This is a genomic window from Phenylobacterium sp. (assembly GCF_030698145.1).
Classification (GTDB): Bacteria; Pseudomonadota; Alphaproteobacteria; order Caulobacterales; family Caulobacteraceae; genus Phenylobacterium.
In genome coordinates this window covers 21,095-40,535 of record NZ_JAUYNW010000024.1, presented here as the reverse complement: position 1 = coordinate 40,535, position 19,441 = coordinate 21,095, and the positions used below count along the sequence as shown (strand labels likewise).

The 19,441-nt window shown below is 68.9% G+C and carries 16 protein-coding genes; 10 read left to right on the top strand and 6 right to left on the bottom strand.

All coding sequences use genetic code 11. The features are described 5' to 3' along the window. Positions 1-9: 9 nt before the first annotated feature. Genes sseA through Q8Q77_RS02950 form a run of 3 tightly spaced genes read right to left on the bottom strand, consistent with a single transcriptional unit; the run spans position 10 to position 3,148 of the window. Positions 10-849: a 3-mercaptopyruvate sulfurtransferase gene (sseA, locus tag Q8Q77_RS02960; RefSeq protein ID WP_305581014.1), complete on the bottom strand. Its 840-nt coding sequence runs from the start codon at positions 847-849 to the stop codon at positions 10-12. Next, a complete protein-coding gene (locus tag Q8Q77_RS02955) occupies positions 849-1,847 on the bottom strand; it encodes a cysteine synthase A (protein WP_305581012.1) in 999 nt (332 codons plus the stop codon). Before Q8Q77_RS02955 ends, sseA begins: the two co-directional genes overlap by 1 nt. 44 nt (positions 1,848-1,891) lie before the next feature. Further along, entirely contained in the window at positions 1,892-3,148 is a 1,257-nt protein-coding gene (locus Q8Q77_RS02950; protein WP_305581010.1) for a cyclopropane-fatty-acyl-phospholipid synthase family protein, read from the bottom strand. 183 nt (positions 3,149-3,331) lie between these two features. Here Q8Q77_RS02950 and kdsA point away from each other — a divergent pair, with 183 nt between their 5' ends. The 5 genes from kdsA (at position 3,332) to Q8Q77_RS02925 (ending at position 8,851) form a co-directional block, all read left to right on the top strand. Further along, complete coding sequence (gene kdsA / locus Q8Q77_RS02945) at positions 3,332-4,192, top strand: 3-deoxy-8-phosphooctulonate synthase (protein ID WP_305581008.1); 861 nt, start codon at positions 3,332-3,334, stop codon at positions 4,190-4,192. A gap of 6 nt (positions 4,193-4,198) precedes the next feature. Further along, positions 4,199-5,653, top strand: coding sequence for a D-glycero-beta-D-manno-heptose 1-phosphate adenylyltransferase (gene rfaE2 / locus Q8Q77_RS02940; RefSeq protein WP_305581006.1), 1,455 nt, complete (start codon positions 4,199-4,201; stop codon positions 5,651-5,653). Beyond that, positions 5,650-6,648 carry an ADP-glyceromanno-heptose 6-epimerase gene (gene rfaD, locus Q8Q77_RS02935; RefSeq protein ID WP_305581004.1) on the top strand — a complete coding sequence of 333 codons (999 nt, stop codon included), beginning with the start codon at positions 5,650-5,652 and terminating at the stop codon, positions 6,646-6,648. Before rfaE2 ends, rfaD begins: the two co-directional genes overlap by 4 nt. A gap of 12 nt (positions 6,649-6,660) precedes the next feature. Then, complete coding sequence (locus tag Q8Q77_RS02930; protein WP_305581002.1) at positions 6,661-7,791, top strand: DUF3089 domain-containing protein; 1,131 nt, start codon at positions 6,661-6,663, stop codon at positions 7,789-7,791. A gap of 64 nt (positions 7,792-7,855) precedes the next feature. Next, positions 7,856-8,851: an NADP-dependent oxidoreductase gene (locus tag Q8Q77_RS02925; RefSeq protein WP_305581000.1), complete on the top strand. Its 996-nt coding sequence runs from the start codon at positions 7,856-7,858 to the stop codon at positions 8,849-8,851. On the opposite strand, the gene recG is transcribed toward Q8Q77_RS02925, so the two are convergent. Continuing rightward, a complete protein-coding gene (gene recG / locus Q8Q77_RS02920) occupies positions 8,848-10,923 on the bottom strand; it encodes an ATP-dependent DNA helicase RecG (protein WP_305581062.1) in 2,076 nt (691 codons plus the stop codon). The genes Q8Q77_RS02925 and recG overlap by 4 nt on opposite strands. A 74-nt stretch (positions 10,924-10,997) precedes the next feature. On the opposite strand from recG, the gene Q8Q77_RS02915 reads away from it, so the two are divergent. Genes Q8Q77_RS02915 through mfd form a run of 3 tightly spaced genes read left to right on the top strand, consistent with a single transcriptional unit; the run spans position 10,998 to position 15,413 of the window. Next, positions 10,998-11,588, top strand: a complete 591-nt coding sequence (locus tag Q8Q77_RS02915; RefSeq protein ID WP_305580998.1) for a hypothetical protein — start codon at positions 10,998-11,000, stop codon at positions 11,586-11,588. 50 nt (positions 11,589-11,638) lie between these two features. Beyond that, the gene (locus Q8Q77_RS02910; RefSeq protein ID WP_305580996.1) at positions 11,639-11,929 is read left to right on the top strand and encodes a succinate dehydrogenase assembly factor 2; all 291 of its coding nucleotides are present in this window, start codon (positions 11,639-11,641) and stop codon (positions 11,927-11,929) included. After that, positions 11,919-15,413: a transcription-repair coupling factor gene (mfd, locus tag Q8Q77_RS02905; protein WP_305580994.1), complete on the top strand. Its 3,495-nt coding sequence runs from the start codon at positions 11,919-11,921 to the stop codon at positions 15,411-15,413. The genes Q8Q77_RS02910 and mfd overlap by 11 nt, the downstream gene beginning before the upstream one ends. Before the next feature lie 4 nt (positions 15,414-15,417). Here mfd and Q8Q77_RS02900 read toward each other — a convergent pair whose 3' ends face one another. Beyond that, positions 15,418-15,909, bottom strand: coding sequence for a hypothetical protein (locus Q8Q77_RS02900; protein ID WP_305580992.1), 492 nt, complete (start codon positions 15,907-15,909; stop codon positions 15,418-15,420). 102 nt (positions 15,910-16,011) lie between these two features. Continuing rightward, on the bottom strand, positions 16,012-17,340 hold the full coding sequence (locus tag Q8Q77_RS02895) for a diguanylate cyclase domain-containing protein (protein WP_305580990.1): 1,329 nt from the start codon (positions 17,338-17,340) through the stop codon (positions 16,012-16,014). Positions 17,341-17,472: 132 nt separating this feature from the next. Here Q8Q77_RS02895 and Q8Q77_RS02890 point away from each other — a divergent pair, with 132 nt between their 5' ends. Continuing rightward, positions 17,473-18,249 (top strand): SDR family NAD(P)-dependent oxidoreductase, encoded by a 777-nt coding sequence (locus tag Q8Q77_RS02890; RefSeq protein ID WP_305580988.1) that lies wholly within the window; start codon positions 17,473-17,475, stop codon positions 18,247-18,249. A 57-nt stretch (positions 18,250-18,306) separates the two neighbouring features. Then, positions 18,307-19,440 (top strand): CaiB/BaiF CoA-transferase family protein, encoded by a 1,134-nt coding sequence (locus Q8Q77_RS02885; RefSeq protein WP_305580986.1) that lies wholly within the window; start codon positions 18,307-18,309, stop codon positions 19,438-19,440. Position 19,441: the final 1 nt, after the last annotated feature.

Here is a 19,441-nt window from a genome sequence, read left to right as displayed (position 1 = left end):
GAAGGGCCGCTAAGGACCGGTGACGGCGGGGGCGTCGGCCAAGGCGCCCCACTCGCTCCAGGACCCGTCATAGACCGCCGTGCGGTCACGTCCGAGCCGCGCCAGCGCCAGCGCCAGGACCGAGGCCGTGACGCCCGAGCCGCAGGTGGTGACGATGGGATGATCAAGGTCGACCCCGGCGGCCTCGAAGATGGCGCCCAGCTCCTCGACCGGGCGCAGGGTCCCGTCCGGGGCGACAACCTGGTCGAAGGGCACATTGGCCGCGCCGGGCATGTGTCCCGACCTGAGGCCGGGCCGAGGCTCCGGCGCTTCCCCGCGGAAACGCGCCGCGCCGCGGGCGTCCACCAGTCGGGCCTCGCCCGAGGCCAGGAGGCCGCGCACGTCGTCGGCGCTGCGCACCAGCTCGGCCTCGATGGCCGGGGCGACCTGGGCGGCGCGAGGGTGGACATCGCCCGTCTCCACGTTCCGCGCCTCGGCCAGCCACTTCTTCAGTCCGCCGTCGAGGACGAAGACGCGGGTGAAGCCCATGGCCCGCAGGCTCCACCAGACCCGCGCGGCGGCGCGGATGCCCAGGCTGTCATAGACGACGATATCGACATTCCGCGACAGGCCGAGCGCGCCCACGGCCTGCGCGAAGGCCTCGGGCGTCGGCAGCATGTGGGGCAGGTCGGTCGTCCGGTCGGCGATGGCGTCGATGTCGAAGAACACCGCGCCCGGAATATGGGCCCGCAGATACTCCTCGGCGCCGGAGCGGCCCTCGGCCGGCATGAACCAGCTTCCGTCGACCACGCGCAGGTCGGCGGAACCCAGGCGCTGCGCCAACTTCTCGGTTGAAATGACCGGATCCACTAGAGCCACCTGGGGGTCGGCAGGCCGCGTTCCTTCAGGAACTCGGGATTGAAGATCTTGCTCTGATAGCGCGCGCCCTGGTCGCAGAGGACCGTCACGATGGTGTGTCCCGGCCCCATGTCACGGGCCATCCGGATCGCGCCCGCCACGTTGATGCCGGTGGAGCCGCCCATGACCAGACCCTCGTGCTCCACCAGGTCGAAGATGACCTTGAGCATTTCGTGGTCGTCGATGCGGTAGGGGCGGTCGATGGCGAGGCCTTCCAGATTGGCCGTGATCCGGCCTTGGCCGATACCTTCGCTGATCGAGGTCCCTTCCGATTTCAGCTCGCCGTCGGCGTACCAACTATAGAGCGCCGCCCCATACGGGTCGGCCAGGCCGATCTGGACGCGGGGGTCGCGCGCGCGCAGGGCGTCGGCGACGCCGGCCAGGGTGCCACCCGATCCCACGGCGCAAATGAATCCATCGACCTTGCCGCCGGTCTGCTCCCAGATCTCGGGGCCCGTGGTCTCCACATGGGCCTGGCGGTTGGCGACATTGTCGAACTGGTTGGCCCAGATCGCGCCGTTTGGCTCCTTGGCGTTGAGTTCCTCGGCCAACCTGCCGGAATAGCGGACATAGTTGTCGGGGTTGGCGTAGGGGACGGCGTCCACCTCGACCAATTCGGCCCCGAGCAGACGGATGGCGTCCTTCTTCTCCTGGCTCTGGGTGCGCGGGATGACGATGGTGGTCTGGTAGCCGAGCGCCGACCCGACCATCGCCAGGCCGATGCCGGTATTGCCGGCCGTGCCCTCGACGATACGTCCGCCGGGACGCAGCAGGCCACGGCGTTCGGCGTCGCGCACGATATAGAGCGCGGCGCGATCCTTCACCGACGCGCCGGGGTTCATGAACTCGGCCTTGCCGAGGATCTCGCAGCCCGTGGCCTCGCTCGCATGGTGCAGGCGGATCAGGGGCGTGTTTCCGATGGCGTCCACGACGCTTGGGGCGACAGTCATGGTCGCCTACTTAGGCGGCCAGTGCGCCTGCGAACAGGGGGGGCTCAGGCTTTGACGAGGCCAAGCTGCACCACATTGGTGCGGTCGGTGCGAAATCCGGCCTCGCAGTAGGCGAGATAGAACCGCCAGAGCTTGCGGAAGCGTTCGTCGAATCCGAGACGAGAGATGTCGACCCAGGCGCTGTCGAAGCGTTCGCACCAGGCCGCGAGCGTGTCGGCATAGTCCTGGCCGAAACGGTCGAGGCCGGTCCAACTCAGCCCCGCGCGGTCGGTTTGTCGCCTCAGCTGTTCCTCCGAGGGCAGCATGCCGCCCGGGAAGATGTACTTCTGGATGAAATCCGCACGGCGGCGATAGCCCTCGAAGAACTCGTCCTTGATGGTGATGATCTGCAGGCCGGCGCGGCCGCCGGGCGTCAGGACGTCACGGATCTTGCCGAAATAGGCCGGCCAGTAGCGCTCGCCCACGGCCTCGAACATCTCGATGGAGGCCACCCGGTCGAAGACACCCTCGACGTCGCGATAGTCGACCATGCGAATCTCGGCCCGATCAGTCAGGCCCTGCTCGAACATGCGTCGCCTGGCGAACTCGTATTGCTCGGTGGAGATGGTGATTCCGGTGACCTTGGCGCCGACCTCCTTGGCCGCGAACTCGGCGAACCCGCCCCAACCGCAACCGATCTCCAGCACGTGGTGGCCGGCCTGCAGGTCCATCGACCGCGCGAGTTCGCGGTACTTGTTGGCCTGGGCCTGCTCCAGCGCCTGGCCAGGCTTCTGATAGCGGGCGGAGGAATAGGTCATGGTGGGGTCCAGCCACCGGGAATAGAAGGCATTGCCCAGGTCGTAGTGGGCGTGGATGTTCTTCCGCGAACCCTTGCGGGTGTTGGAATTGAGCGCATGGCCGACAAAATGGGCCGCGCGGAGCAGCCGATTGCCCTGGAACACCCTCGCCACGCGGTCGAAGTTGAGGCTCACAGCCGACAGCACGGCGGCGAGGTCGGGGGTCTCCCACTCGCCGGCCATGTAGCCCTCGGCGAAGCCGATGTCGCCGGCGGCCAGGACGCGGCGCATGAAGCGGAAATCGCGGACGATGATGCGGGCGTCGATCCCGGGCTCGGCGCCTTCCAGGCGCAGTTCGCCGCCCGAGGGCACCACGAAGGTCAGGCTTCCGGTCAGCCAGTTGCGGGCCATCAGGCGGGCGGCGAAGCGGAAGGCGGCGGGCGCGCCGGCGAGTTCCGGCAGGCGGCCGAAGGCGCGCGGGGAGGCGGCGAGCGCCGCCAAACTCGGTTGATGCGCCAAGCTCATGGTCGCAACCCTCGATTTCGAAGCCAGCATAACACCGCTTTTTCACACCAAGCGAGTCTGGCCCCGCCATGGGGAGCTACGGCGCGTGCCGGCCATAGGATTCAGATGGGCACGTTTTCGCGCTTGTGAAGCGGCGGGGGTCGCGCCACTTAACGGGTTACGCCAGCAGTCGGACCCACGCCCGTGACCCAACCCAACGCCGTCATCGAGATCGCTACGCCCACAGGCGCCACTGTGCGTATCGGTAATCGCGAGCGGCTTTCGATCATCGCCGGGCCCTGCCAGCTCGAAAGCCGGCAGCACGCGCTGGAGACCGCAACAGCCTTGAAGGAGATGGCTCAACGCCTTGGCGTTGGGCTGATCTATAAGACCTCGTTCGACAAGGCGAACCGGACGTCGGTGGCGACGGAGCGCGGCCTTGGCCTTGGTCAGGCCCTGCCGATCTTCGCTGAAATCCGCGAGGTCACTGGCCTGCCGGTGCTGACCGATGTTCATGAAATCGATCAGTGCGTCCAGGCGGGCGAAGTCGTGGATATCCTGCAGATTCCCGCCTTTCTGTCACGCCAGACCGACCTGTTGCTGGCGGCTGGCCGCACCGGCAAGGTCGTCAACGTCAAGAAGGGCCAGTTCCTAGCGCCGTGGGACATGAAAAATGTGATCGCCAAGGTGCTGAGCACCGGCAATCCGAACGTCATGGCCTGCGAGCGAGGCGCCAGTTTCGGCTACAACACGCTGGTCAGCGACATGCGTGCTTTGCCGATCCTCGCCGATATTGGTTGTCCGGTGGTTTTCGACGCCACCCATTCGGTTCAGCAACCTGGCGGCCAGGGCGCAACCTCGGGCGGCCAGCGCGAGTTCGTGCCGGTCTTAGCCCGCGCCGCGGTGGCGGTCGGGGTGGCCGCGGTATTCATGGAAACCCACGAAGACCCCGACAACGCGCCCTCCGACGGGCCGAACATGGTGCCATTGGATCAGTTCGAGGCGCTGGTGGCGGAACTTCTCGAATATGACGCGCTCGCCAAGCGCCGCGCCCAGGCAGCCTGAGGTCCCATGGACCTCTCGGCGCTCCAGCAAATTCTCGCCGCCCTCCGGGGCGCGCGCATCGCCTGTGTCGGCGACCTGATGGTCGACCGTTTCGTCTATGGCGAGGTGACCCGCGTCTCACCGGAGGCGCCGATCCCGGTCCTGGCGCGCCAGCGCGAGCTGGTGATGCTGGGCGCCGCCGGCAACGTGGCCCGCAACGCCGCGGCCCTGGGCGGCGACGTGCGGCTGATCGGCCTGATCGGCGGCGACGCCGAGGGCCATGAAGCCCTGCGGCTGATCCAGGCCGAGGAAGGCGTCGAGGGCTTTGTCGTCACCGACGCGGGACGACCGACCACCCTCAAGACCCGCTTCGTCTCCGGCGGCCAGCAACTCTTGCGGGTCGACATGGAGACCAGCGGCCCGGCCAGCGGCGACGTCGAGCAGCGCCTGATCCGCACCCTGCGCGACGTGGCCAAGGACGTCGGCGTGGTTCTGTTGTCGGACTACGGCAAGGGCGTGGTCACCGATGGCGTCATCGCCGCGGCCCGGGCGACGGGCGCGATCATGGTCGTCGATTCGAAAGCCCGCAGCTTCGCGCGCTACGGCGCGGTCGACATCGTCAAGCCGAACGCCGCCGAACTGGCCCACGCCACCGACATGCCGACCTCGACCAATGACGAGATCGCCGCGGCGCTCACTCACGCGCTGTCGCTGTGCGAGGCGAAAGCCATCCTGGTGACCCGCTCGGCCAAGGGTATCTCGTTGGCGGTGCGCGGCGAGCCGGTGCGCCACTTCCCCGGCGTGCCGCGCGAGGTGTTCGACGCCTCCGGCGCAGGCGATACGACGCTGGCGGCGCTCGGCCTGGCCATCGCCGCCAAGGTGCCGATCGAGGACGCCATCCAGTTCGCCATGCTGGCCTCCGGCGTGGCGGTGGGGAAGGCCGGCACCGCCGTGGTCACGCCCGAGGAGCTGATGGAGGCTTCGCTTGCCGCGCACATGGCGCCGGCCGAGGCCAAGATCGTCACGCCCCAGCGGATGGCCGAGGAGATCGCCCGCTGGCGGGCCAAGGGCCTGAAGGTGGGTTTCACAAACGGCTGCTTCGACATCCTCCACCGCGGCCACGTGGCCTATCTGAGCCAAGCGCGGGCCTGGTGCGACCGGCTGATCGTCGGGGTGAATTCCGACCGCTCGGTCAAGGCGCTGAAGGGCGAGGGCCGTCCGGTGAACGAGCTTGAAAGCCGCGCCATGGTCCTGGCCGGCCTGGGCGGCGTCGACCTGGTCGCGCCCTTCGATGAGGACACGCCCATGGCCCTGATCGAGGCCGCTCGACCCGACGTGCTGATCAAGGGCGCGGACTACTCTGAAGACGAGGTGGTGGGCGGCGCCTTCGTGAAGTCCTATGGCGGCGAGGTGAGGCTGGCCGAGATCGTCGACGGCTATTCGACCACGGCGGCCATCAGCCGAATGAAGGAGAAGGCATGACCCGGCGGATGATCTTCGTGACCGGCGGCGCCGGATTCATCGGCTCCAATATCGCCGCCAAGCTGGCCGAGGACCCGAGCCTCGACGTGGTGATCTGCGACCACCTGCACGAGGCCGACCTGGGCAAGTGGCGCAATATCGCCAAGCATCCCATTGGGGATTTCGTGGCGCCGGAAGACATGTTCGACTGGCTGGAGAAGCGCTGGCGCGACGTCGAGTTGGTGGTCCACATGGGCGCGATCTCGTCCACCACGGAACCGGACGCCGACAAGATCATCCATACGAACTTCGGTCTCAGCCGCGACCTGTTCCGCTGGTGCGCCGACCGCCAGCGGCGGTTCGTCTACGCGTCGTCGGCCGCGACCTACGGCGATGTCGCGGAGTTCGACGACGCCGATGACGTGGAGAGTCTCGCCGCGCTGCGGCCGCTGAACGCCTATGGCTGGTCCAAGGCCCTGTTCGACCTCTTCGCGGCCCGTCAGGCGGCGCGCGACTATGCGCCGCCGCAATGGGTCGGGCTGAAGTTCTTCAACGTCTACGGCCCTAACGAGGAGCATAAGCACTCGATGAAGTCGGTGGCCTCGCAGGTCTGGCCCAAGGTCCGCGACGGGCACGCCGTGCAGCTCTTCAAATCTTATCGCGAAGGGATCGCCGACGGCGGCCAGGCCCGCGACTTCGTCTATGTCCGCGACGTGGCCGACGTGGTGGCCTGGCTGGCCGCCAGCGAGCAGGTCAACGGGGTCTACAACCTGGGTTCGGGCCAGGCGCGGACCTTCGAGGACATGGCCAAGGCTGTGTTCGACGCCGCCGGCCGCGCGCCTCAGATCGAGTACACCCCAATGCCGCCGGCGATCCGCGACAAGTACCAGTACTTCACCCAGGCGAAGATGGAGCGGCTGCGGGCCGCCGGCTACAACCAGCCGATGACCAGTCTGGAGGACGGGGTTGGGGAGTACGTGACCCGCTACCTCTCCCAGCCTGATCCCTACCGGTAGGCGAGGGCGGGCATGGCGGCTCGTCCCAAAGGCTTCAAGAGGCTGGTGTTCGCGAGCGTGCTGGTCTTCACCGCCTTGATCGCGGCGGCGGCCTTCGTCTGGCGCGACGACATTCTGCGCACCAGCCTGGACCCCAAGGAGCCATTTCAGACCTACGATCCACCGGCGGCCCCGGACTACCGCCTGCGCGCCGCCTGGGCGCTGATGCCCGAGAACCCCGCGGTCCCGCCCGCCTCGGCCCCCAAGGCCGATGTGTTCTTCGTGGGGCCGACCCTCTTCGACGGCGGCCGCCACTGGAACGCGCCGATCGACGATCCCAAGGCCGATCGGCTGTTTCGCCAGGTCATGGCGCCGAACTATGCGGGTCCCTTCGTGCGGGTGGGGCGGATCTTCGCGCCGCGCTACCGCCAGGCCAGCCTCTACACGCTGATGACCCTGCGCGACGACGCCAAGGAAGCCCGGCGGTTCGCCTATGGCGACGTGGCCGCGGCCTTCCGCCACTACCTGGCCAACGACAACCGGGGCCGTCCGTTCGTGATCGTGGGGGTGGAGCAGGGCGGCACCCTGGCCTCACGGCTGCTGGCGGAGGAGGTGGCCACCGATCCGGCGGTCATGGCCAGGCTCGCCGGCGCCTATCTGATCGACACCGTGGTCCCCGCCGACGCTCCGCCGATCGCGCCATGCCTGGCTCCGCGCCAGCCCGGATGCATGGCGGCCTGGGCGCAGGCCTTCGAGAACGAGCCGGAGCGGGCGCAGATGATCCTCGACCGCTCGCTGGTCTGGTCCTCCGGTCAGCTGGTGAACCTGCACGGCCGGGTTCCGATTTGCTTCAATCCGCTGCTGGGCGCGGTCAGCACGGCCGAGGCGCCGGCGAAACTGAACCAGGGGGCGGCCAACGCCACCGGCCTGGAATGGGGCGCCAGGCCCGCCTTCCTGACCCGCCAGGTCTCGGCGCGCTGCGTGGGCGGGGTCGTGCGCGTCTCGCGGCCGAAGTCGGCCTCGCTGAAGCCGTCGGGGTCGTGGACTGACCGTCGCAAGGCGCCGGCCTACAACCTGTTCTACGCCGATCTCGAGACCGACGCGCTCGGCCGGGTCGAGGCCCTGCTGGCCCATCACGCCTTGCCGAAACCCAGGATCGATTGACCGGGATCGCTCGAGAGGCCCATCGTCGCGCCACGCGCCCGAAGAGCGCGATGGGAGATGCGCCATGGCCAACCGACAGATCGTTCTCGACCAGCTTCCGCAGGGCAAGCTGACGCCCGAACACTTCCGGCTGACGGAGGGCGAGCGCCCCAGCCCCGCCGACGGCGAGGTGCTGCTGCGCACGCGCTACATCTCCCTGGACGCCGCCAACCGCGCCTGGATGCAGGGCGCCACTTATCGGGCGGCGCTGGCGGCCGGCGACGTCATGGCCGGCGGCTCGGTGGCCGAGGTGGTCGAGAGCAAGTCCCCAAACCTCGCGCCGGGCGACATGGTGTTCGCCGACACCGGCTGGCAGGACTATGCGGTCCTGCCCGGCAAGCGGCTCCACAAGCTGCCGGACTTCAAGCCGGTGACCCACCTGATCAGCGTCTACGGCGTGGCCGGGCTGACCGCCTATTTCGGCCTGCTGGAATGCGGCAAGCCCCAACCTGGCGAGACCGTGGTGGTCTCCGCCGCGGCGGGCTCCGTCGGCTCCCTCGTCGGCCAGATCGCCAAGCTCAAGGGTTGCAAGGTCGTGGGGATCGCCGGCGGGGCGGACAAGTGCGCCTGGCTCATTGATGAGCTCGGCTTCGACGCGGCCGTCGACTACAAGGCCGGCGACGTCCGCCGCGCCATCCGGGCCGCCTGTCCCGACGGGATCGACGTCTATTTCGACAATGTGGGCGGGGACATCTTCGAAGCCTGCCTGTTCAACATGAAGAATTTCGGCCGCATCGCCTGCTGCGGAGCGGTCTCCCAGTACGACGGGACCGCGCCGCCGCACGGACCGCGCGGCGTGCCCGGCCTGATCGTCACCAAGCGGCTCAACCTGCGCGGCTTCATCGTCTCGGACTTCGACGACAAGCGCGACGAGGCGCTGGCGGAGCTCAAGTCCTGGGTGGAAACCGGCAAGCTCAAGGTGCTGGAGGACGTCATCGAGGGCCTGGAGAACGCACCGGCCGCCTTGGTCGGCCTGCTCGCCGGCGAGAACCGTGGCAAGCGGATGGTCAAGGTGAGCTAGCCGGCGTCCTTCAAGGGCGAGCCGGCCCGCCAGTCGAACAGCTCCTGCAGGATGCGAAGGGCCTTGCCGCGCTCCGAGGTGAGGTCCGGGTCCCGCGCCACGATCATCCGCGCGTCGTCCCCGGCCGCGGCGATCAGGTCGCGGTGGGCGAAGGGGTCGGCGAACACATAGGCCGGGAATCCCGACTGCCGCAGACCCAGGGCGTCGCCGCCGCCGCGCAGCTCCAGGTCGGTCTCGGCGATGACGAAGCCGTCGTCGGTCTTGCGAAGGATGTCGAGCCGTCTCTGGGCCGTTTCCGAGAGCGGCGGATCGTAGAGCAGCACGCAGGCGCTCTCGCGGCGGCCACGGCCGACCCGGCCGCGGAGCTGGTGCAACTGCGCCAGGCCGAAGCGCTCGGCCTGTTCGATGACCATGATGGTGGCGTTGGGCACGTTGACCCCGACCTCGACCACCGTGGTGGCCACCAGCAGACTGATCTTGCCGTCGGCGAAGTCGGCCATGACGGCGTCCTTCTCCGGCCCGGTCATCTTGCCGTGGACGAGGCCCACGCCGGGGCCGATCTTCTGGCGCAGCTCGGCGGACCGCTGCTCGGCGGCCTTCAGGTCGACCAGTTCGGACTCAGAGACCATCGGGCAGATCCAGAACGCCTGGGCCCCCCCGGCGATGGCGTCGCGCAGGCGAGCCTCGACCTCTTCGACCCGGCCCATGGGCACGGCGCGGGTGGCGACCGGCGTGCGGCCGGGGGGCTTCTCGTCGATGCGCGAGACGTCGAGATCGCCGTAGACCGTCAGTTCCAGCGTGCGCGGGATGGGCGTGGCGGACATGGCCAGCAGGTGGACAGCCTCGCCCTTGGCCTGCAGCCTTTGGCGTTCGGCCACGCCGAAGCGGTGCTGTTCGTCGACCACGGCCAACTGCAGGCGTTGGAAAGCCACTTCGTCCTGGAAGAGGGCGTGGGTGCCGACCGCTACCTGGACCGCGCCGCTGGCGAGCGCCCGCAGCTTGTCGGCCCGCGCCAGGCCCTTGTCGCGGCCGGTCAGCAGGACCGCGGTGATTCCGTGTTCCGACAAGGGACCCGACACGGTCTCGAAGTGCTGGCGGGCCAGGATCTCGGTCGGCGCCATCAGGGCGCTCTGGCCGCCCGCCGCGGCCACGTCGGCCATGGCCAGCATGGCCACCACGGTCTTGCCCGAACCGACATCGCCCTGGATCAGCCGGCTCATCCGCTCGCCGGCGGCGAGGTCGGCGCGGATCTCGGCCAGCGACCGCTCCTGGGCGCCGGTGAGGCTGAACGGCAGGTCGGCGCGGACCTTCTGCGCCAGGAGCGAGGCCTGGATGGGGGAGGCGGGCTCGGCGCGGCGCTCGGCCTTGCGCTGGGCCATGGCCAACTGGTGCGCCAGCAGTTCGTCATAGGCCAGGCGCCGGGCGTGAGGCGTCTGCGGCGCCATGTCTGTCTCGCTGGTCGGCGCATGGGCCAGGGCGAGCGCTTCGCGCCAGGGCGGGAACTTCTCCCGGGCCAGCCAGGCGGCGTCCTGCCACTCGGGCAGGTTCGGGGCGCGTTCCAGGGCCTCCAGGGCGAACTTGCGGACCGTGCGCGCGGGCAGGCCGGCGGTGGCGGGGTAGACCGCCTCGAACAAGGGGATCTCTCCGGCCTTCTCCAGCGGCAGGATGTAGTCGGGATGGGCGATCTGGAGGTTGAGGCCAAAGCGCTCGACCTTGCCGCTGACCACACGCCGGGACCCCAGCGGATGCTTGGCGGGAAGCTGGCCGCCGAAGCTGCCGAAGAACACCAGGGTCAGGACGCCCGTGCCGTCATAGGTCTCGATGCGCCAGGGCTGCTGCGGCGCCCGGGGCGGCTTGTACGCGTCGATCTGCACCTCGAAGATCTGCACCGCGCCCTCGACGGCGGTGTTGGCGGTGGCGCGGGTTCTGGCTACCACGGAATGAGGCCGCAGGTAGAGCACGTCGCGCACCACCGGCCCGGCGAGCTTCTCCAGCAGGGGCGCGACGCGCGCGCCCACCCCCTTCAGCGAGGTGACGGGCGCATAGAGCGGGAACAGAATCTCGGGCCGCATGGCGCAGCATAGCGCGACCATGGACAGCTCTGCGCGCCCATGATGATCTCCATGCATAAATTGGGGGGAATCAGATGCGCTCGATCGTGCTCGCCACGCTTGCGGCCGTTTGCCTATCCGGTTGCAGCGGTCCTTCTGCAAAGACCGAGGAAGAGGCCGCGGGGCCCGTCGCCCCGCCCGCCGTCCCCGCCGACCCGACGTTCACCGGGTTCAAGCACGATCAGAAGCAGGACCTGTTCGGGTACTACTACCCGACTGGCGAGGTGAAAGTCGGGGGCAAGTACAAGCTCGACCACCTGCATATCGCCGGTCCCATCGGCTTCGGCGACTGGGTGGCCGGGAAGCGGACCAAGACCTACGGCCCGGTGATGATGGAGTTCCAGGACATCACCAGCCCGGCGCGGACCAACGCGCTCGGCAACACCAGCTATTCGGTGAAGCTGCGGGTGCTGCCCACCGCCTATGCGTTGAACGACGAGATGGTCCGCTTCGTCGGCAAGGACGACAAGCTGGGCGAGGTGCGCCTCGACGCCAAGATCGACGCAGCGGCCCTCAAGACCGCGCAGCTCAAGGGCAAGGACGCCCCGCCGGTGATCACCGGCGCGCTGCAGGTGGGCGACACCCCGTTCAAGACCGTCACCTTCACCTGGCGTGGCGGCGACTGAACGAACCCGCTGGCGCCTGAGCGCGGGTAGGCCTATATCCGCCGCTCTCCATGACGAGCGAAGAAACCCGGCTGAAAAAGCTGAAGTACCGGGCCTGGCACCGTGGCTTCAGGGAAGCGGACCTCATTCTGGGGCCGTTCGCGGAAAACCATGTCTCCAGCCTGAGCCCCGCCGAGCTCGACGTGTTCGAGGTTCTCCTCGATCAGCCGGACCACGATCTGTACCAGTGGATCGTCGGGCAGATCCCCACGCCGCCTGAATTCGACGGGCCGGTCCTGAACCGGATCAAGGCGTTCCGGTTCGAAGCTCATGAAGCCCGAGGCGACGATCATGGCGGCTGACGGCGCGCGTGCGCCGACGGCGGCCGACCACCGACGCATCGCCCAGGACCCCGGACGCCTCGACCTTGTCGGCGCGCCGGAGGGCTTCGACGCCTTGGTGATGGCCGACATCGTCAAGGCCCGCGGCGGGTTGTCGGTCTTCGTGGCCCGTGACGGATCGCGCCTCTCGGCCTTCGTTGACGCCTTCAATTTCTTCGCCCCCCAGGTCGAGGTGATGCAGTTCCCGTCCTGGGATTGCCTGCCCTATGACCGGATCGGCCCGTCGGCGGGCGCGGCGGCGCGGCGGATGACCACCCTCGGGCGCCTGGCGCACGGGCTCGACGCCAAGAAGCCGACGCTGCTGGTCACCACGGTCCCGGCCCTGCTGCAGCGGGTTCCGCCCAAGGCGGTCGTGGAGGGCGCGGCCTATTCGGCGCGCACCGGCAACGTGGTCGAGATCGGCGACCTGGAGCGCTATTTCGCCATCAACGGCTATCAGCGGGCCTCGACGGTCTCGGAACGCGGTGAGTTCGCCATCCGCGGCGGGGTGATCGACGTCTTCCCGCCCAGCGCCGAGGAGCCGGTGCGGCTGGACCTGTTCGGCGACACCCTGGAGTCCATCCGCGCCTTCGATCCGGAAACCCAGCGCTCAACCCGTCAGCTTAAGGAGGTCTCCCTGCTGCCGGTAAGCGAGGTGCTGCTGGACAAGGACAGCATCACTCGGTTCCGGCGCGGCTATGTGGAGGCTTTCGGGGCCCCGGGCGGCGATCCGCTCTATGAGACGGTCAGCGGCGGCGGCCGCCGAGCGGGCATGGAGCACTGGCTGCCGCTGTTCTACCCGGACATGGCGACCCTGCTGGACTACCTGCCGGCCGAGGCCCTGATCGCCACCGACCATCTGGCCGGCGAATCCCGCGACGAACGCCTGGCGATGATCGCCGACGCCTACGACGCCCGCGCCCAGGCCGACCGCAGGGTCCACTACCACCCGCTGGCGCCCGACCAGCTCTACATGACCGGCGAGGAGTGGCGCGAACGCTTGTCCCGCCGCGCGACGCGCCGGTTTTCCGCGTTCCAGGAGGCCGAGGGCGACACCGTCGTCGACATGGGCGCCCGACAGGGCCGCAGCTTCATCGCCGAGCGCCAGCGTGACAGCGTCAACCTGTTCGAGGCCACCGCCGACCACGCCAAGGCTTTGGCGAGCAAGGGCAAGCGGGTGCTGTTCGCCTCGTGGTCCGATGGCTCGTCCGACCGCCTGGGCGCCATGCTGGCCGACCACGGCCTGAAGAACATCTCGCTGGCGCCCTATTGGGACGCGGCCAAGGCCGCCGATCCCAAGATCCCGCAGCGGGTGGTGCTGCCGCTGGAGACCGGCTTCGAGACCGAGACCCTGGCGGTCATCTCCGAGACCGACATCTTGGGCGACCGGCTGGCCCGTCCGCGCCGCCGCCGGCGGGCCGCCAACTTCCTGGCCGAGGCCAGCGCGCTCACCCAGGGCGACTTGGTGGTCCATATCGATCATGGCATCGGCCGCTATGAGGGCCTGAAAACCCTCGACGTCCAGGGCGCGCCGCACGACTGCCTTGAGCTTCACTACGGCGGCGAGTCCAAGCTGTACCTGCCGGTGGAGAACATCGACCTCCTGACCCGCTACGGCTCGGACGGGGAGGGCGTGCAACTCGACCGCCTGGGCGGGGCGGCGTGGCAGGCGCGCAAGGCCAAGGCCAAGGAACGCCTGCGCGACATGGCCATGGGCCTGATCGGCATCGCCGCCGAACGCGCCACCAAGACCACCGATCCCGTCGTCCCGCCGCACGGGGTGTTCGACGAGTTCTGCGCCCGCTTCCCCTATGAGGAGACGGACGACCAGCTCAGCGCCATCGGCGACGTGCTGGAGGACCTCTCGGCCGGCAAGCCGATGGACCGGCTGATCTGCGGCGACGTGGGGTTCGGCAAGACCGAGGTCGCGCTGCGCGCGGCCTTCGTGGTCGCCATGTGCGGCCAGCAGGTCGCGATCGTCGCGCCAACGACACTGTTGGCGCGCCAGCACTACAAGACCTTCTCCGAGCGGTTCCAAGGCTGGCCGGTCAAGGTCACCCGCCTGTCGCGCCTGGTTCCCGCCAAGGAGGCCAACGAGACCCGCGAGGCGCTGAAGAACGGCGAGGTCGAGATCGTGGTCGGCACCCACGCGGTGCTGTCCAAGCAGGTCGGGTTCAAGAACCTGGGCCTGGTGATCGTCGACGAGGAGCAGCACTTCGGGGTGAAGCACAAGGAGAAGCTCAAGGAGCTTCGCACCGACGTGCACATGCTGACGCTCACCGCCACGCCGATCCCGCGCACCCTGCAGATGTCGCTGTCGGGCATCCGCGAGATGTCGATCATCGCCACCCCGCCGGTCGACCGCCTGGCCGTGCGCACCTACATCACGCCCTTCGATCCCGTGGTCATCCGCGAGGCCCTGCTGCGCGAGAAGTACCGCGGCGGCCAGGCCTACTATGTCGCCCCGCGGATCAGCGACCTGCCGGAGCTGGAGCGGTTCCTGCGCGAGCAAACCCCGGAGGTCCGCTACGTAGTCGGCCACGGCCAGATGGCCCCGACCCAGCTCGAAGACGTGATGAGCGCCTTCTATGAGGGCCAGTATGACGTGCTGCTCTCGACCACCATCGTGGAAAGCGGACTGGATATCCCCACCGCCAACACCATGATCATCCACCGGGCCGACATGTTCGGCCTGGCCCAGATGTACCAGCTCCGCGGGCGGGTCGGCCGGGCCAAGGCGCGGGCCTACGCCTATCTGACCACGCCGCCGGAGAAGCAGATCACGTTGTCGGCCGAGCGGCGTCTAAAGGTGCTGCAGTCCCTCGACAGCCTGGGCGCGGGCTTCCAGCTCGCCAGCCACGACCTGGACCAGCGCGGCGGCGGCAACCTGCTGGGCGAGGAGCAATCGGGGCACATCCGCGAGATCGGGGTCGAGCTCTACCAGCAGATGCTGGAGGACGCCGTCAACGAGCTGAAGGCCCTGGCCGGCAAGGGCGACGGCGCCACCGATCGCGGCTGGTCGCCGCAGATCAACACCGGCGCGGCCGTGCTGATCCCCGAGGAATATGTGCCGGACCTCAATGTCCGCCTGTCGCTCTACCGCCGCCTGTCCGACGCCGAGAAGTCGGGCGACCGCGAAGCCCTGGCCGCCGAGATGATCGACCGCTTCGGTCCGCTGCCGCCGGAAGCCGGACAACTGCTCAAGGTTGTGGCCATCAAGGGCCTGTGCCGCGAAGCCAATGTGGCCAAGATCGACGTGGGGCCGAAGGGCGCGGTCGTCACCTTCCGCGGCGACGAGTTCAAGAACCCCATGGGTCTCGTGGGCTTCATTCAGAAGAACCAGGTGGCCTGGCGGATCCGTCCCGACCACAAGGTGGTTGTGAAGGGCGAATGGGAGACCCCCGAGCAGCGCCTGGGCGCCGCCGAGCGGGTCCTGTCGGAGCTGGCGAAACTGACGGCCGCTTAAGCGCCTACTGGTAAATCCCGCGCCGCGCGTTCAGGCGGCGATAGGCCAGGATGCGGCGCGGATAGGTTGCGCGATAGGTTTCCAGGGCGGCGACCATGGCGCCCTGGCGCTGGAGAATATCGTCTCCCAGCGTCACCATCCGCAGGTTAGGCCAGGGCTTGTTGACGACCCGCAGGAAGGTCTCGAAAGCTTCTGCTTCCATCCCCTTGCCCCGCCGTATGCAGAGCGCGATGAACGCGGCGGCCGTGCTGCGGCTGGCGCCCATGTGGCAATGGCACAGCAAGCGAGCGCCCGGAGCGCCCTCCGTCCAGTCCTGGAGGAAGTCGACCATCTCGTGGATGACGCGGCGGACAGGTCCGTCAGCCGTTGCGTCCTCGAGATCGTAGAAGTCTCTCTGGAAGACCTTCAGGTGCGGCGCGAAGGCCGGAACCCGGTCGGGGCGCAGGGTCGGGGCGCAGAGTCGGGTCGAGCAGCGACACCACGTGGGTCGGCGCAAAGGATGCGAGATCGCGCCCCAGCCTGCCATCTTGCAGAGCGCTGACGCAGAGGGACGCCGGCTCCGTCATGCAGGCCGCGTCCGCGTCGCCCCGGCCACGGCTCAACCCGCCTGCTGATGCGCGCGGGCGGCGGCCTCTTCGAGCGCCCTGCCGGCGCCCTCCGCGCCACCGACCTCGGCCACGCCAATATCGAACTCAATGACGAAGGGCGGCTTGCCGTCGCCGGCCTCGAAGGCCGTGCAGCCGATCACCGCGGCGATCCGCTCTCCCGCGGCGCGGGCGGCGGCCTGCGGGGTGGCGGGCAGGGCCAGGGCGAAGACCTCGGGGCTGAGCCGCGCGGCGGTGTCCTCGACGCGGACCAGCCGGCCGATCATCGAACCGATCTGTGGGATTGCGCGGTCCAGCCAGCCCCCAGCGCGCGCCGCGCTGATGTCCTGCTTCTCGGCCACCTTCAGCACGCAGACCGACAGCGGCCGGTTGCGCAGGCGCGAAGCCTGGGCGAGGCGGCTCAAGTGGTGGGCGAACAGGTCGCGGGTGAAGAGGCCGGTCGAGGCGTCCATCAGCCCCGAGGAGCGCGCCTTTTCCAACGCCTTGCGGACGGCCGTCTGGCGGCGATAGCTGCGGGCCAGCTCGATCACCCGCTTGGCGGTCTCCACCTCGGGCGTCTCGGGCGAGGCCACGTCGGATACGCCGCGATGATAGGCCTCCGACATGGTCACATAGCTCTCCTGGCGCATGTAGAGCAGGGCGGGCGTGTGATAGAGGCGGGTGTTGCGGCGCATGCCGGCGGCGATGGAAAGCGCCTCTTGGCTATTGTCTCCGGCCCAGAGCACCACGGCGTCGAAGGGCCGTTCGTGCAGGTAGTCGAAGGCCGTATAGGCGGTGAAGGCTCCCACGATCTCGGCGCCGGAACCGGCCAACGCATTGGAGAGCGCCAGGAACTGCGGCGCGGGCTCGCCGATGGCCAGGACCTGGAAGGGACTGGTGTCGGGCTCGGGCAGGTCCAGCCAGCCGCCGCGCTCGCTGAAGCTCTCGCGCCGCAGCTCGAACTCCTCCTCGGCCACCGCGGTACGGACCAGGGTCTCCAGACGCAGCACGGCCTGGGCCGGGTGGATGGGCGCGGCCAGGGTCAGGTCGAAATCGTAGCTCTCGAGTTCGGGCTCCGGATCGCCGATGGCGACGACCGGCAGGCGGCGCGGCGCGCAGGCGGCCTTCAGGCGCCTCGCCATGGTCAGGGCCTCGTGGCCGCCGCTGGCCAGGTCGATGATGGCGGCCTCGATATTGAGGTCGCCCAACGCCGCGAGCGCCGCATAGGGGCCGCGCGCCGTGACCGTGCGCCAGCCCAGCCGATCGAGGCCCTCGGCGAGCGGTCCCGCCAGGGCGTCATCGCGCGCGACAATCAGGACCCGCGCCTGGACGCTTGCCGCCATTCCTAGAACCCTTGACGCAACCCCCTTCGATGTTCACGCCCAGGATGGACGGGAATCGAAGCGCCCGCAGACTATACAGGCGGCGCGCGCGGACGACAGCGCGGCCGCGTCACAGGGTGAAGGAGACAGGGGATGGAACAGGTGTTGGCAGGACGGGTCGCCGTGATCACTGGCGCGTCGGGTGGGCTGGGGGCGCATTTCGCCCGGTTGCTGGCGCAAAACGGCGCCGCGGTCGCGCTCACCGCCCGGCGCCTGGACATGGTCGAGGCGCTGGCTGGAGAGATCACGGCGCAAGGCGGACGGGCCATGGCGATGAGCCTGGACGTGGCCGACGCCCACTCCATCGGTCCAGCCTTCGATGCGATCGAGACGGCCCTGGGGCCGATCTCGATCCTGGTCAACAACGCCGGGGTCGGCGGCGAGGGGCTGGCCCTGGACCTGACGATCGAGGAATGGGACCGCACGTTCGACGTCAATGTGCGCGGGGTGTTCTTCGCCGCCCAACAGGCGGCCAAGCGCATGTTCGCCTCGGGCGTGGCGGACGCCGGGACCGCCCGGATCGTCAACATCGCCTCGATCGCCAGCCACACGGTGTTGCCGGGGCTTTCCGCCTACAACGCCTCGAAGGCCGCGGTGGCCATGCTGACCAAGAGTCTGGCGCGGGAGTGGTCGCGGCGTGGGATCGCGGTGAACGCCATCGCTCCGGGCTATATCGAGACCGACATCAACGCCGACTGGTGGGCGACCGAGGGTGGACAGAAGCAGCTCAAGGGCTTCCCCCGCCGCCGCCTGATGGAGGCGACCGATCTGGACGCCACCCTGATGATGCTGTGCGGCCCGGGGGCCCGCGCCATCGCCGGAACCCTGATCACCATCGATGACGGACAGTCGCTGCCCGGCGGCGGCTGACGGTTGGCTGACGGGGCGTCAGCGGGGCAGGATGGTCGGAATCTAGGGAGAGTTTCCATGCGCCAGGGACCGCTGACCGGCTTGAAGGTCGTCGAATTCGCCGGGATCGGGCCCGGTCCGTTCTGCGGCATGCTGCTGTCGGACCTCGGCGCCGACGTCGTGCGGATCGACCGCAAGGGGTCTGGGCGTTCGTCGCCCGCCGACATCACGGCCCGCGGGCGTCGCTCGGTGGCTCTGGACCTTAAGAACCCTGCGGCCATCGAGACCTGCCTGAAGCTGATGGCGGGCGCCGACGCAGTGTTCGAAGGCTTCCGTCCCGGGGTCATGGAACGGCTGGGCCTGGGCCCCGACGTGGCCATGGCGCGCAATCCGAAGCTGGTCTACGGGCGCATGACCGGTTGGGGGCAGTTCGGGCCCTACGCCAAGGCCGCCGGCCACGACATGAACTACATCGCCATCACCGGCGCGCTACACGCCATAGGAACCAAGGACAAGCCGATCCCGCCCCTAAACCTGGTCGGGGATTTCGGCGGCGGGGCGCTCTATCTGGCGTTCGGCCTGATGGCCGGCGTGATCCACGCGCGCGCCACCGGCCAGGGCCAGGTGATCGACGCGGCGATGAGCGACGGCGCGGCCTCGCTGATGGCCATGTTCTACGGCTTCAAGGCCGGCGGCGCCTGGAAGGAAGAGCGGCGCGCCAACCTGCTCGATGGGGGCGCGCACTTCTACGACACCTACCAGTGCGCGGACGGCAAATGGATATCGATCGGCTCGATCGAGCCGCAGTTCTACGCCCTGCTGCTGGAGAAGACCGGGATCGACGACCCCGAGTTCGCCAAGCAAATGGACCGGGGGAGCTGGGACTCGCTGCGCGGCAAGCTTGGCCAGGTCATCGCCAAGAAGACCCAGGCCCAGTGGTGCGAGGTCATGGACGCCAGCGACGTCTGCTTCGCTCCGGTGCTGGACCTCGACGAGGCGCCCAAGCACCCCCACAACGTGGCGCGCCAGACCTTCGTCCAGGTCGAGGGGGTCACCCAGCCCGCGCCCGCGCCGCGGTTCTCCGCCACGCCAGGCGCAATCCAGGGTCCGCCGCCCGCCATCGGCGCCCACGACACCGAGGCCTTGAGCGATTGGGGCTTCTCGGGCGCCGACATCGACGCCCTGAAGGCTTCTGGGGCGCTGGCGGGCTGAA